This window comes from Aggregatibacter kilianii (genome assembly GCF_003130255.1).
GTDB classification, from domain to species: domain Bacteria; phylum Pseudomonadota; class Gammaproteobacteria; order Enterobacterales; family Pasteurellaceae; genus Aggregatibacter; species Aggregatibacter kilianii.
In genome coordinates this window covers 1,191,767-1,205,379 of sequence record NZ_NRCN01000001.1, presented here as the reverse complement: position 1 = coordinate 1,205,379, position 13,613 = coordinate 1,191,767, and the positions used below count along the sequence as shown (strand labels likewise).

The window sequence follows — 13,613 nt, the reverse complement described above, 5'->3', positions numbered from 1 at the left end:
TAGAAAAAATTATGCGTCAAAAGTTCAGTAAAAGCAAAACCTATCAAAAAGAAAACATTAATAGAAAAAATTAAAAATTTATCTTTTCTTCCCTTGAAATCACTCAAAACGATCTTATTTAAATCTGGTGAACAAATGTTCAACAGAACATCAATGGAGCAAAAAAGGAAATACTATGAATATTGAAAAATTTACGACCAAATTCCAACAGGCCATTGCTGAAGCGCAATCTTTGGCAATTGGCAAAGATAATCAATTTATTGAACCGGTGCATTTATTGAGCGCGTTGTTAAATCAACAAGACGGCTCAGTGGCGCCGATTTTAACCGCAAGCGGCGTGAACGTTGCCGTGTTGCGTAACGAACTCAACAACGAACTTGCCAAACTTCCGCAAGTGTCCGGCAATGGCGGTGATGTACAACTTTCCCGTCAGTTGCTTAACATCTTGAATTTATGCGACAAATTGGCGCAACAACGGCAGGATAAATTTATTTCCTCCGAACTCTTTTTACTTGCCGCCTTAGAAGAAAAAGGCGCCGTCAGCGAAATACTGAAAAAGTGCGGTGCGAAAAAAGAACAAATTTTACAAGCCATCGATCATATTCGTGGAGGACAAAACGTGAATGATCAAAACGCGGAAGAAAGCCGCCAAGCCTTAGAAAAATATACTATCGACTTAACCGCCCGCGCGGAAAGTGGCAAATTGGATCCGGTGATTGGGCGTGATGAAGAAATCCGCCGCACCATTCAAGTGTTGCAACGCCGCACCAAAAACAACCCGGTGCTTATCGGTGAACCGGGCGTGGGTAAAACCGCTATTGTGGAAGGATTGGCACAGCGTATTGTGAACGGCGAAGTGCCGGAAGGCTTGAAAAATAAACGCGTACTTTCACTTGATATGGGCGCGTTAATCGCCGGGGCAAAATATCGCGGTGAATTTGAAGAACGCCTGAAAGCCGTATTGAAAGAATTAGCGCAAGAAGAAGGCCGTGTCATTTTATTTATTGATGAAATTCACACCATGGTGGGTGCGGGTAAAACCGACGGTGCAATGGATGCCGGCAACTTGTTAAAACCAAGTTTGGCACGTGGTGAATTGCATTGTGTGGGTGCAACCACGTTAGACGAATACCGCCAATACATTGAAAAAGACGCGGCTCTTGAACGTCGTTTCCAAAAAGTGTTTGTGGGCGAACCAAGCGTGGAAGATACCATTGCTATTTTGCGTGGCTTACAAGAACGTTATGAATTGCACCACCACGTTGAAATTACCGACCCTGCGATTGTCGCAGCGGCAACCCTGTCGAATCGTTATATTTCCGATCGCCAGTTGCCGGATAAAGCCATCGACTTGATCGATGAAGCAGCATCCAGCATTCGGATGGAAATCGATTCCAAACCGTTGCCATTGGATCGCTTGGAGCGCCGTATTATCCAGTTGAAGCTGGAACAGCAGGCATTGAAGAAAGAAGATGACGATGCCAGCCGCAAACGCTTGGAGATGTTAGAAAAAGAATTGGCGGAAAAAGAACGTGAATATGCCGAACTGGAAGAAGTGTGGAAATCCGAAAAAGCCGCCCTTTCCGGTACGCAGCACATTAAAGAAGAACTGGAAAATGCGCGCACCCAAATGGAACAAGCCCGTCGTGCAGGCGATTTAAATAAAATGTCCGAATTGCAATACGGTGTAATTCCATCGCTGGAAAAACAATTGGCGCAAGCAGAAACGAGCGAAGGCAAGGAAATGACCTTACTACGCTACCGCGTGACCGACGAGGAAATTGCCGAAGTGCTTTCCCGAGCCACCGGCATTCCGGTCTCCAAAATGATGGAAGGCGAAAAAGAAAAACTCTTGCGTATGGAAGAAGAATTGCATAAACGCGTTATCGGGCAAAACGAAGCCGTGGATGCCGTGGCAAACGCCATTCGTCGTAGCCGTGCCGGTCTTTCCGATCCGAATCGTCCGATTGGCTCCTTCTTGTTCTTAGGGCCAACCGGTGTGGGTAAAACCGAATTGTGTAAAACCTTGGCAAAATTCCTATTCGACAGCGAAGATGCCATGGTGCGTATCGACATGTCCGAATTCATGGAAAAACACAGCGTGTCCCGTTTGGTCGGCGCACCTCCGGGTTATGTGGGCTATGAAGAAGGCGGCTATTTAACCGAAGCCGTGCGTCGTCGCCCGTATTCCGTGATTTTGCTCGACGAAGTGGAAAAAGCGCACCACGATGTATTCAACATCTTGTTGCAAGTGTTGGATGACGGCCGCTTAACCGACGGACAAGGCAGAACCGTGGATTTCCGCAATACGGTGGTGATCATGACGTCTAACTTGGGCTCTGATTTGATTCAAGGCAACCAAGAAGAAAGCTACGATGACATGAAAGCGTTAGTGATGTCTGTGGTGAGTCAACATTTCCGTCCGGAATTTATTAACCGAATTGACGAAACCGTGGTGTTCCATCCGTTGAATAAAGACAACATTCGCGCCATTGCGGAAATTCAGTTAAAACGCTTAATCAACCGCATGGAAAGCCGTGGCTATGTGTTGACCTTTACGGATGCGACTCTCGATTTCATCAGCGAAATCGGCTATGACCCGATTTACGGCGCGCGCCCATTAAAACGTGCAATTCAGCAAGAAATTGAAAACCCGTTAGCGCAACAAATCCTTTCCGGCAGTTTGTTACCGGAAAAACCGATTAGCGTGGATTACGTTGACGGCAAAATTGTGGCTAAACAATAAAACATAAAAACAAAAGCCATTTAGTGAATGCTAAATGGCTTTTTTGTTATCTCAATGACAGAAAGTGCGGTCAAAATTCACCGCACTTTTTCTTTTCCTACTTCCGATGATAAACGTTAGCGCATATCACTTGACCAAGGATATACAACGAAGATTGCGGTTGTAGCGTAATGGTGTGCTGAGCTTGGCGTTTGGAGGTGGTGCGAATGCCATCGCCCCAGAAATCCGCATAGAAATCGCTCCGTGCGTGAGTAAACGCAAAATTCTCGCAATTTAAAGTTTTATATTGGCGGATAGATTTCGCGTAAAGTTCCGGGTGTTCTTTAAACACATACAGCCCTTTATCTAAATTAATCACCACATCAAAATGCACAAGGCGTTTATCTTTGTCATCAACCCAAATGGAATCCACGTCAACATAATAAAAAATACCGGGCATAAGTTGTAAGAAACCCGCTTTGGTTTTCTTCGGCGGCGTGATGGAGACTTCTTCCGGCGCTTTTGCATGAGTTTGCGCAGACGCAGGTTTAGTTGAAGGGGAGGAGGTGCAGGCAGCCAGTAAAAGTGCGGTTAAAATAGCGATCGTTTTTTTCATAGCAGACTCCTTTTTATTCCGAACTGTTCCTATGTGTTTCATTTTGTCACAATTTCCATCTAATAGCTAATTGAAAGCACGCCTTTGGAGAAAAATCCTCTTAGCACCTCGCAAACGATTGCGTAAGCGTGTACAATGGCGCCCTAATTCATTTTATTTTCATAAATCAACGGGAAACCATCGTGAGTACACCATCCTTAAGTTACAAAGACGCCGGTGTGGATATCAATGCCGGTAACGAGTTAGTCGAACGTATCAAACCTGAAGTCAAACGGACTACCCGCCCTGAAGTCATCGGCGGCTTAGGCGGATTTGGTGCCTTATGTGCGATTCCGGCTAAATATAAAGAGCCGATTTTGGTGTCCGGCACCGACGGCGTCGGCACAAAATTGCGTTTAGCCATTGATTTAAATCGTCACGACAGCATTGGTGTTGATCTTGTCGCCATGTGCGTAAACGACTTGGTGGTGCAAGGTGCCGAACCGTTGTTCTTCCTGGATTATTACGCCACAGGTAAATTAGACGTGGATGTCGCCGCCAGCGTAATTAAAGGCATTGCCAACGGCTGTGAACAATCAGGCTGTGCCTTGGTTGGCGGTGAAACGGCTGAAATGCCGGGTATGTATCACCAAGGCGATTACGACCTTGCCGGTTTCTGTGTAGGCGTGGTGGAAAAATCCGAAATCATTGATGGCAGCCAAGTCAAAGTCGGCGATGCGTTAATCGCCCTAGGGTCCAGCGGGCCGCATTCCAACGGTTATTCGTTAATTCGTAAAGTCATTGATGTTGCCGGCGTAAACCCTGCCGAGGCACAACTAGACGGTCGTTCTTTAGCGGATCACTTGCTGGCGCCAACGAAGATTTATGTGAAATCGATTTTACAACTGATCAAACACGTTGATGTTCACGCTATCGCCCACTTAACCGGCGGCGGTTTCTGGGAAAATATCCCGCGCGTATTGCCAAACAGCGTAAAAGCAGTCATTGATGAAAACAGTTGGCAATGGCCGGCAGCCTTCGATTGGTTACAACAACATGGCAACATCACCGACCACGAAATGTACCGCACGTTTAACTGCGGCGTAGGCATGATTGTGGCATTACCGAAAGCAGATGTGGAAACCGCCCTTGGCTTACTACAACAAGCGGGTGAGAAAGCCTGGGTTATTGGTGAAATCCAACATCTTACCCAAGACGATAAAGAACAAGTTGTTATTCGTTAATGAAGAAGATCGTTGTTCTTATTTCCGGCCATGGCATGAATTTACAGGCTCTTATTGATGCCTGTAAATCGAGTTATATCAACGCCGAAATCGTAGGCGTATTCAGCAATCAATCTGATGCCTTTGGGCTACAGCGGGCAAAAAGTGCGGGTATTTTTCACCGCACTTTTTTGCGTAGCGACTACGCCAACAACCTTGACATGGATCGCCATATTGGTGATGAAATCGACAATCTCGGCGCAGATTTAATTGTGCTTGCGGGCTACATGAAAATCCTTAGCGCAGAATTTACCCAACGCTTTGCGGGAAAAATTCTCAACATTCACCCTTCCTTATTGCCGAAATACTCAGGGTTGCATACTTATCAACGCGCCATGGAAGCTAGCGAGACGGAACACGGTATGACCATTCATTTTGTGAATGAAAAAGTGGATGGCGGCGCCATTGTGCTACAAGCCAAAGTACCGATTTTCCCCGAAGATAACATCACAGACATTGAAGATCGGGTGAAAGAGCAAGAAATTCGGTTTTACCCGTTGGTCATTAAGTGGTTTGTTGAAGGAAGGCTGAGGTTAATTGACAATCACGCCTATTTAGACGGAAACCGTTTACCGCCGCAAGGCTATGCCATTGATTAGCAACATAAAAAATAACGCGCTTTTCAGCGCGTTATTCATGTTATTCGTGAATTAATCCGGCTTTGAGTAAAAACCGATAAATGCCGTCTTGGTCAAGCGGTTCCGCCACATGATCGGCAATCGCTTTGAGTTTTTCATGGCCGTTGCCCATGGCGACACCCACCCCGACAGTGCTTAACATTTCCAAATCGTTTAATTGATCACCGAACGCCATCACATTGTCCATTTGCAGTCCTAAATGTTTCACCACGGCTTGAATACCTCGGGCTTTTGAGCCTTCCGCATCAAATAAATCCACGGAGTCTTCATGCCAACGCACCACGCGCAAACCATCCAATATGCCTGAATTTTGCACAAATTCATCACGCTCTGCGCGATAAAACGGCAACACTTGCCCAATATCGTTTCCTTCAAAAAAGGCTTTATCGACGATGTAATCTTTCAATATCGGATCCATGGCGAACTGCACCACTGAATTCCGCTCCGAAACCGCTACCGTATGATCCGACACAAACGCATAAGGCATATTATGTTGCTCAAAAAAATGCACTAAATGGCGAATTTTTTCCGTTGGAATCACGTGTTTCTCAATGACTTGACCACGATAACTTGCCATCTGCCCGTTCATGGTCACAAACAAATCAATGCCTTCCTGCTCAATCACCTGATTCAATTTATGCGGGAAAGCACAGCGGGTGCGCCCCGTGGCAATGGCAGGAATAATACCGTTCTCTTTCAACTTACGCATAAACACAGGCACCGTCGCCGGCAGGAAATCACGTTGTTTCATAAACAACGTGTCATCAATATCAAAAAAGACCACTTTGATTTGGTCGCGATAATTCGGGATTGTCATACTTTTTCTCTTCTCTTTAAATTCAACGTCCGGCAGAAATGTTGCCTAATTTTAACATTTTTGCGAGGCGGATCCCAAAATCGGGCTAAAAAAACAACGAAAAAAAGCACCGCACTTTATGATGAACCTGTTTTCTCTTCATAAAGTGCGGTCGTTTTCGTGAACGTTTTTCAATCCAACTGCGTGCATTGCCACGCCCCCCTTAAACTTGCCAAACATGGCTTATGTAGCCGTTGCAACCGAAGCATTCGGCGCTTTCCTTATTGCGGTTGTTGCGGTGCGGAACTGACGGAAAATGCCTTACACTGCGGCAACTGTTTACAGCAGGAACCGGCGTGGGATCGCATGGTGATTATCGGGCGTTACAACGAACCGCTTTCCACGCTGATTCATCGCTTTAAATTTCAAAAACAATTTTGGCTTGACCGCACGCTGGCTCGTTTATTGTATTTAGCCGTTCGTAACGCCCGCCGCACCCACTGGTTGATGATTCCGGACGTGATTATTCCGGTGCCGTTACATCATTTTCGTCAATGGCAACGGGGTTATAATCAGGCGGATTTATTGGCTCGCCAACTAGCAAAATGGTTGCGCATTCCCTATGCCAACGATGTGTTGCTCCGCACTAAACGTACGCCGACCCAACGTGGTTTAAGCGCAAAAGATCGGCGTCAAAACCTGAAAAATGCCTTTCAACTTACCCCAACAGGAAAACAGCGGCGCTATCGTCGTGTAGCGTTGGTGGATGATGTCATTACCACCGGTTCCACCCTCAACGAAATCGCCAAGCAATTACGCAAAATGCACGTGGAACACATTCAAGTATGGGGCTTGGCACGAACCTAAAAATACAGGCAAGAAAAACCGAATTTATTGCAGCAAAAGGTAGAAAAAAAAACGCACAAGGCGTATCATGCCCGACAAAATCAATCAAGTTTGTGGGGAGCTTTTTTTTCATGCAACAAATATCTATTTCAGAGGCTGCACAAGCCCATTTTCGTCGTCTCCTTGAGCAACAAGAAGAAGGAACCAATATTCGTATTTTCGTCGTCAACCCGGGCACCCCAAGTGCCGAATGTGGCGTATCTTACTGCCCGCCGAATTCTGTAGAAGCCAGCGACACGGAAATCAAATTTACTGGATTTTCCGCCTTTGTGGATGAAATCAGTTTACCGTTCTTGGAAGAGGCAGAAATCGACTATGTTACGGAAGAATTAGGCGCACAACTCACCTTAAAAGCGCCAAACGCTAAAATGCGCAAAGTAGCAGATGACGCGCCGTTAATCGAACGCGTGGAATACGTCATTCAAACCCAAATCAACCCGCAATTAGCAAGTCACGGCGGCAAAATCACGTTATTGGAAATCACCGATGACGGCTATGCGATTCTACAATTCGGCGGCGGTTGCAACGGTTGCTCCATGGTGGACGTCACCTTAAAAGACGGCGTAGAAAAACAATTAATCAGCCTCTTCCCGGATGAATTAAAAGGCGCAAAAGATGTGACGGAACACCAACGCGGCGAACATTCTTATTATTAAACCCAAATAAAAAAACCACCGAAAAGGTGGTTTTTTATTACCTACGAGCACTATTTTGCGTGACGCTCTTTCAATTTACCAATCACATCCGCCCAGCTTAAGTCCGCATCTTGCAATAACACCGTCAAGTGATATGCCAAATCCGCTGCTTCACAAATGGTTTCATTACGATCTTTCACGGTTGCCGCCAACGCCGTCTCCACGCCTTCCTCACCCACTTTCTGCGCAATGCGTTTCGTGCCACGCGCATATAATTGCGCCGTGTAAGAGGTTTCCGGATCTGCCCCTTTACGTGCCTTCAGCAGTTTTTCCAATTTACTGAAAAAGATCCAATTCGGTTCATTTTGCAACTGACTAAAACAGCTTTCCGTTCCCGTGTGGCAAGTCGGCCCAACAGGATCCGCCAAAATCAACAACGCGTCCTGATCGCAATCCAAACTCATATCCACCATATGTAAGAAATTACCCGAGGTTTCTCCTTTCCTCCACAGGCGATTCTTCGTACGGGAAAAGAACGTCACTTTCTTCTCCGCCAAGGTTTTCTCCAACGCCTCCGGATTCATATACCCAAGCATCAGCACTTCGCACGTCGTCGCGTGTTGTACGATAACGGGGAGGAGGTTGTTGATTTTTTGCCAATTGATTTCTTGTTTTTTCATTTATATTCCTACTCTAAATACCTAGCTCTTTTGCAATAGGAGCATAGTCCATAGAAAGATCTTGAATAACATTCTTCATACTTTTTAAATATGAATGGACTACAGAACGATATTGCTTATTCTCATGTAAATATTTAATAATACTCTTACAATTTAGTGACTCTGAAATACGTTTCAATCCCTCTTCCAATTCACTGTAATGAAATTCTTTTTGTTCAAGTCCATCAAGGAACTCAATAAGGTCCTTAATTTGGTTCTCATTTAAATCAAATTCTAGTGCTATTTTATCGAATACAGTACTATTCTCTAATGCAATTCGTTTTAGAATTTTAAAATGATATTTTTCTTTTTCATTCATGGAAATTGTCTCCTTAGTTTCTAACAAAAAACCAACTAGCAAGAAGTATATTAAAGACAAGAAAATAAAAATCAATATGAAAACACGTCCAAAAACGACCGCACTTTTTTGTGTTACTGCCGTACTTCCACGCCTTCCCGTGCCAAATAATCCTTCAATTCGCCGATATTAATAATCTGCTTATGGAACACGCTCGCGGCTAAAGCGCCGTCCACGTTGGCATCAATAAAAGCATCACGGAAATGCACCATTTCGCCCGCGCCGCCGGAGGCGATTAGCGGGACGTGGCAAGCTTGGCGCACCAGTTTAAGTTGCGCTAAATCATAGCCGTTGCGTACGCCGTCTTGGTTCATCATATTCAACACGATTTCGCCTGCGCCGCGTTGTTGTACTTCTGCCACCCAATCTAACAGCTGCCAATTGGTTTGTCGGGTGCGTTTTTCATCGCCGGTGTATTGGTTCACCCAATATTTACCCGTTTCCTGCTCGAACCAGCTGTCAATGCCCACCACGATAGCCTGTACGCCAAAACGTTCCGCCAAGCGTGAAATCAAATCAGGGTCAGCAAGAGCGGGAGAATTGATGGAGATTTTATCCGCGCCGAAAGCAAAAATCTGCTCCGCATCCGCGATGGTTTTAATGCCACCCGCTACACAGAATGGAATGTCGATGACTTGCGCCACGCGTTCCACCCAGCTTTTATCCACGGTGCGGCCGTCCGAAGAGGCGGTAATGTCATAGAACACCAGCTCATCCGCGCCTTCCTGCGCATAACGCTGCGCCAACGGCACGATGTCGCCGATGATTTCATGATTACGAAACTGCACGCCTTTCACTACCTGCCCGTCGCGTACGTCTAAACAAGGAATTATCCGTTTTGCCAACATTCGATTGCCTCCGCTACATTAAATTTGCCTTCTAACAACGCGCGACCCACAATCACGCCCGCCACGCCTGTGCCTTTGAGAGCTTCGATATCCGCCAACGAACCGATGCCGCCGGAAGACTGGAACTGTACATCCGGAAACTTGGCACACACTTCACGATAAAGCTGCACGTTAGAACCTGCTAGCGTGCCGTCACGGGAAATGTCGGTGCAAAGCACATGCTGCAAACCAAAAGTGCGGTAGTTTTCCACGATGTTTTCAAGGGTCAGCGCACTGGTTTCCTGCCAACCTTTAATCGCCACCAATTTCTGCCCGTTTTCAATGCGCACGTCTAACGCCAACACGAATTTCTCCGCACCATATTTGTTAAACCAGCCTTGCACCATATCGGGTTGTGTCACTGCCGTAGAACCAATCACCACGCGGTTCGCGCCCACCGCAAGCAAATCGGCAACATCCTGTTCGGTACGAATTCCACCGCCCACCTGAATATTGCTTTGCGTGGCGGCGATAATTTTGCCGATAAGTGCTGTCTGTCTTTTCGACGGATCTTTTGCGCCGGTTAAATCCACCAAATGCAACTGCTGCGCACCTTGCTGAATATAGCTTGCGAACTGCTCAATAGGATTGTCGCTGTAAGTGGTTTGCTGCGCATAATCGCCCTGATGCAGGCGGACAACGCGCCCATCGATAAGATCGAGGGCGGGGATGATGATGGCATTTTTCATGATGACTATCCTCTCCGGGTATGCCTAGGGTAGCAAAGCCACCCTAGGTTAAGCATAAACCTACCCCCACAGGGGTAGTTATAAATGTTTTTCAAAATAAGTTTCATCAAACTTTATTTCTTCTTCAAGAAAGAGTGTTTTAATTTCATCTATAAAATTTTGCGATTGATGATGTTGCTTCTGATTTTTAATGTAATTAATGATTTTTGCTTTATCTCGCTCACTATAACTTAGTGCACAATAACCAACTGACCATTCCGTAAAATCCGGAAATAAATCGGAATGACTTTCTAAAAATTGGTGCGTAGTGATTTTTAATTTACGAACAAATTCAGAAATCGGCAATGTTTGATGAATATCCACAAATAAATGAATATGATCAGGCATTCCGTTTACACGATATAAAATGCAATGATGAGCTTGCGTAAATTTCCAAATACAACGATATAGTTCCTTCTCGTATTGCTCATTAATACTCGGCACACCATACTTTGTCCGAAAAATAATATGATATAACAAACGCGTATAGCTCATTTTCTTTCCTAATTTCTACCCCAACGGGGTAGGTTTATGCTTAACCTAGGGTAACTTGTTACCCTAGGTGGAAAGAAATCGCAACAACACTATTTTATTTTTCGAGCTAGATCGCATTTTTAATCCGTGGGTAATAAATTACCCACGGTTAAGCATTATCGTTCCCCTTTGGGGAACGGGTTATTTCACCTTCTCCACAAAATTTCTCAACAATAATGCACCGTTTTTGCCCGAGCGTTCAGGGTGGAACTGTACGCCGTAGAAATTTTTATTGGCAATGGCAGCAGAGAAGTCCACGCCGTAACAGCTTGTCGCAATGGTGTTTTCGTTGGGTTGTACCGCGTAGCTGTGTACGAAATAAAAATGGCTGTCCTGTTCAATGCCGGCAAATAGCGGATGGTCTGGCGTGTAACGCACCTTATTCCAGCCCATGTGCGGCAACGGCAAGCCGCTGTCAGGGATGAGATCTGTCTGCCCGTTCATTAAGCCTAGCGTCGCCACGTTGCCTTCGGTGGAAAATTCGGTCATCAGCTGCATACCCAAGCAAATACCGAGCATCGGTTGGGTGGCGTTGCGGATGCAGTCAATCAGCTTGCGCTCCTGCAAATTCCGCATCGCAGCCATCGCCGTGCCCACACCGGGCAACAGCAATTTATCGGCAGACTCGATTTTATGAATATCCCGCGTAATTTCAGCGCGATAACCCAAGCGTTCAAAGGCAAATTTGACGGAGGAGAGGTTGGCGCAGGCGGTGTCGATGATGGTTAACTTAAGCATTTTCTAATCCTGTTGAGTTATGTTTTCAAAGTATTCATTTAATAGCTCTTTATTTGATATAAAACTGTCTAAAACTCTACAAATAAAAAATTCTCCATTGCACATGAAATTTATTGGAATTTTAGAATTATCTATTTTAAAAGTTTTTTCTTTTTTTCCTTTTATTCTTGGATTTTTAGTAGTTTCTTTCTTCTCAAATTCCTCAATAGAATAATATATCTTTTCATGATCAAGATGACTTATATAAAACTGACCATTTTCTTCAAAATAAATCATATGAACTAAATCTGTAATTACAGAATTATTATCAATATCTTTTATGCTTACCTCTTCAAACACTATGCTAGATTTTCTTTTATCATGAGTAATCCAGAATTGATCTGAATAGCAACGTTCTGAATATAATCTAGTTACTGTTGGTACTTCAGTTAAATTAAAAGATAATCTCTCTCCAACTTCAGTCCCTTCCATACTAATTGCTCGATCAGAAATTGATTCTATTTTAAAAGCAATATTAGAAATATAATTATCTTTTAATAGTTCTTTGATATGAAAGAGCAACCCTATCGGAGTGGCAATCCTAAAATGCTTGCCATTAAATTTTTCAAATATAATATAATAATTTTCATATCCCAAAGAAAGACAAGAGCTATCATCCATACTCAGAAGATTATTACTTATAAATTCATTATCTAAATCTAGACTTCTTTCTTTATGTAATTTTATGATTTCATTTCTTACATTTTCTTTACCTTCAATAATATTCATTTCTTTTAAAAATTCTTCAATAAATTTACTATCTTCCTCATCAAACATACCCTATCCTTAAAACATTTCAGATTAAAAAGTAACTATTTAAGTGCATTATAAAACACCCTTACTACTCGGCAACTCCTCCCCCTCAATTCTCACCGCCTGTCTCAAGGTCCGCCCAAACACCTTAAATAAACTCTCAATTTTGTGGTGGTCGTTGTCGCCGATGGCTTTTAAGTGCAGCGTGGCGAGTAGCGAGAAGGCAAGAGATTGGAAGAAATGTTCGGTGAGTTCGGTGCTGAAATCACCTACGTTGTCCCGTTTGAATTTTGCATTGAATTTGATCCACGGGCGACCGGATAAATCCAGCGCGCATTCCGCTTTGCATTCGTCCATCGGCAGCACGAAGCCGAAGCGGGCGATGCCACGTTTGTCGCCGATGGCTTGTTTTAAGGCGGCACCAAGGGCGAGGGCGGTGTCTTCCACGGTGTGGTGTTCGTCAATGTGTAAGTCGCCTTTACAGCTGACATTCATGCGGAAACCGCCGTGGGTGGCGATTTGATCGAGCATGTGGTCGAAGAAGCCCACGCCTGTGCTGATTTGGTTCACGCCCGTTTCATCCAGCCACACTTGCACTTTGATGTCCGTTTCTTTGGTTTTGCGGGCGACTTCTGCATAGCGTGGCGGGCGGTTGCCGATGTTGCTAACGGGTTCGCCGAGCAATTTTTCTGCGATCAGATCCCAGTTTAATTTTTCAGGGTGATATTGCAGTGCGCGAATGCCGAGATTTTCCGCCAACTGTACGTCAGTAGCTCGGTCACCGATCACAAAAGAGCGGTCAGGATCGAACAAGTTTTTTTGGATGTATTTTTTCAGCAACTTGGTTTTCGGCTTGCGGCAAGCGCAGTTATCTTCCGGTTTGTGTGGGCAAATCAGCACATCGTCAAATTCAATGCCCTGCGATTTAAACAGCGCCATCATGGCGTTGTGCGGCTTGTCGAAATCTTCTTGAGGGAAAGAATCCGTGCCTAGCCCGTCTTGGTTGGATACCATCACAAAACGGTACTTGCCTTTGAGCTTAAGCAAGGCGGGAATCACGTTCGGTTCAAATTTCAGTTTTTCCAAACTGTCGATCTGAAAATCGGTTTTCGGTTCGTCAATCAATGTGCCGTCGCGGTCGATGAAAAGGGTGGGTTGCATATATTCTTCCTCTGTCTGCCTAGGGCAGCCGAGCTACCCTAAGGTTACGTATCATTCTGCCCCTTTGGGGCAAGCTGGTTTGTACTCCAAAGGAGTACGGCTATAACTAACCTAGGGT

Annotated in this window: 15 protein-coding genes; 5 read left to right on the top strand and 10 right to left on the bottom strand. The window is 44.9% G+C overall.

The window, feature by feature from the left end:
• Positions 1-175: 175 nt before the first annotated feature.
• Positions 176-2,746 (top strand): ATP-dependent chaperone ClpB, encoded by a 2,571-nt coding sequence (gene clpB, locus DK428_RS05640; protein ID WP_109064847.1) that lies wholly within the window; start codon positions 176-178, stop codon positions 2,744-2,746.
• Positions 2,747-2,843: 97 nt separating this feature from the next.
• On the opposite strand, the gene DK428_RS05635 is transcribed toward clpB, so the two are convergent.
• Entirely contained in the window at positions 2,844-3,341 is a 498-nt protein-coding gene (locus tag DK428_RS05635; RefSeq protein ID WP_109064846.1) for a surface-adhesin E family protein, read from the bottom strand.
• A gap of 182 nt (positions 3,342-3,523) precedes the next feature.
• Between DK428_RS05635 and purM the strand changes: the two genes are divergently transcribed.
• Both purM and purN read left to right on the top strand, forming a co-directional pair.
• On the top strand, positions 3,524-4,564 hold the full coding sequence (purM, locus tag DK428_RS05630) for a phosphoribosylformylglycinamidine cyclo-ligase (protein ID WP_050694154.1): 1,041 nt from the start codon (positions 3,524-3,526) through the stop codon (positions 4,562-4,564).
• On the top strand, positions 4,564-5,202 hold the full coding sequence (purN, locus tag DK428_RS05625; protein WP_109064845.1) for a phosphoribosylglycinamide formyltransferase: 639 nt from the start codon (positions 4,564-4,566) through the stop codon (positions 5,200-5,202). Before purM ends, purN begins: the two co-directional genes overlap by 1 nt.
• A 40-nt stretch (positions 5,203-5,242) precedes the next feature.
• On the opposite strand, the gene DK428_RS05620 is transcribed toward purN, so the two are convergent.
• Positions 5,243-6,058, bottom strand: coding sequence for a Cof-type HAD-IIB family hydrolase (locus tag DK428_RS05620; protein WP_109064844.1), 816 nt, complete (start codon positions 6,056-6,058; stop codon positions 5,243-5,245).
• Positions 6,059-6,217: 159 nt separating this feature from the next.
• Between DK428_RS05620 and DK428_RS05615 the strand changes: the two genes are divergently transcribed.
• Positions 6,218-6,904 (top strand): phosphoribosyltransferase family protein, encoded by a 687-nt coding sequence (locus DK428_RS05615; RefSeq protein ID WP_109064843.1) that lies wholly within the window; start codon positions 6,218-6,220, stop codon positions 6,902-6,904.
• Between the two features lie 110 nt (positions 6,905-7,014).
• Entirely contained in the window at positions 7,015-7,599 is a 585-nt protein-coding gene (gene nfuA / locus DK428_RS05610; protein ID WP_109064858.1) for a Fe-S biogenesis protein NfuA, read from the top strand.
• Between the two features lie 50 nt (positions 7,600-7,649).
• Here the strand turns inward: nfuA and hisIE are convergent, their stop codons facing one another.
• The 8 genes from hisIE to hisB form a co-directional block, all read right to left on the bottom strand.
• Entirely contained in the window at positions 7,650-8,258 is a 609-nt protein-coding gene (hisIE, locus tag DK428_RS05605) for a bifunctional phosphoribosyl-AMP cyclohydrolase/phosphoribosyl-ATP diphosphatase HisIE (protein WP_109064842.1), read from the bottom strand.
• 13 nt (positions 8,259-8,271) lie between these two features.
• The gene (locus tag DK428_RS05600; protein ID WP_109064841.1) at positions 8,272-8,616 is read right to left on the bottom strand and encodes a hypothetical protein; all 345 of its coding nucleotides are present in this window, start codon (positions 8,614-8,616) and stop codon (positions 8,272-8,274) included.
• A gap of 113 nt (positions 8,617-8,729) precedes the next feature.
• Positions 8,730-9,503 carry an imidazole glycerol phosphate synthase subunit HisF gene (gene hisF, locus DK428_RS05595; protein WP_109064840.1) on the bottom strand — a complete coding sequence of 258 codons (774 nt, stop codon included), beginning with the start codon at positions 9,501-9,503 and terminating at the stop codon, positions 8,730-8,732.
• Entirely contained in the window at positions 9,485-10,231 is a 747-nt protein-coding gene (hisA, locus tag DK428_RS05590; protein WP_109064839.1) for a 1-(5-phosphoribosyl)-5-[(5-phosphoribosylamino)methylideneamino]imidazole-4-carboxamide isomerase, read from the bottom strand. Before hisA ends, hisF begins: the two co-directional genes overlap by 19 nt.
• Before the next feature lie 78 nt (positions 10,232-10,309).
• Positions 10,310-10,765 (bottom strand): IS200/IS605 family transposase, encoded by a 456-nt coding sequence (gene tnpA / locus DK428_RS05585; protein WP_109064838.1) that lies wholly within the window; start codon positions 10,763-10,765, stop codon positions 10,310-10,312.
• 180 nt (positions 10,766-10,945) lie between these two features.
• Positions 10,946-11,542, bottom strand: coding sequence for an imidazole glycerol phosphate synthase subunit HisH (gene hisH / locus DK428_RS05580; RefSeq protein WP_109064837.1), 597 nt, complete (start codon positions 11,540-11,542; stop codon positions 10,946-10,948).
• A 3-nt stretch (positions 11,543-11,545) separates the two neighbouring features.
• Entirely contained in the window at positions 11,546-12,358 is an 813-nt protein-coding gene (locus DK428_RS05575; protein WP_109064836.1) for a hypothetical protein, read from the bottom strand.
• A gap of 48 nt (positions 12,359-12,406) precedes the next feature.
• A complete protein-coding gene (hisB, locus tag DK428_RS05570; RefSeq protein WP_065242980.1) occupies positions 12,407-13,495 on the bottom strand; it encodes a bifunctional histidinol-phosphatase/imidazoleglycerol-phosphate dehydratase HisB in 1,089 nt (362 codons plus the stop codon).
• Positions 13,496-13,613: the final 118 nt, after the last annotated feature.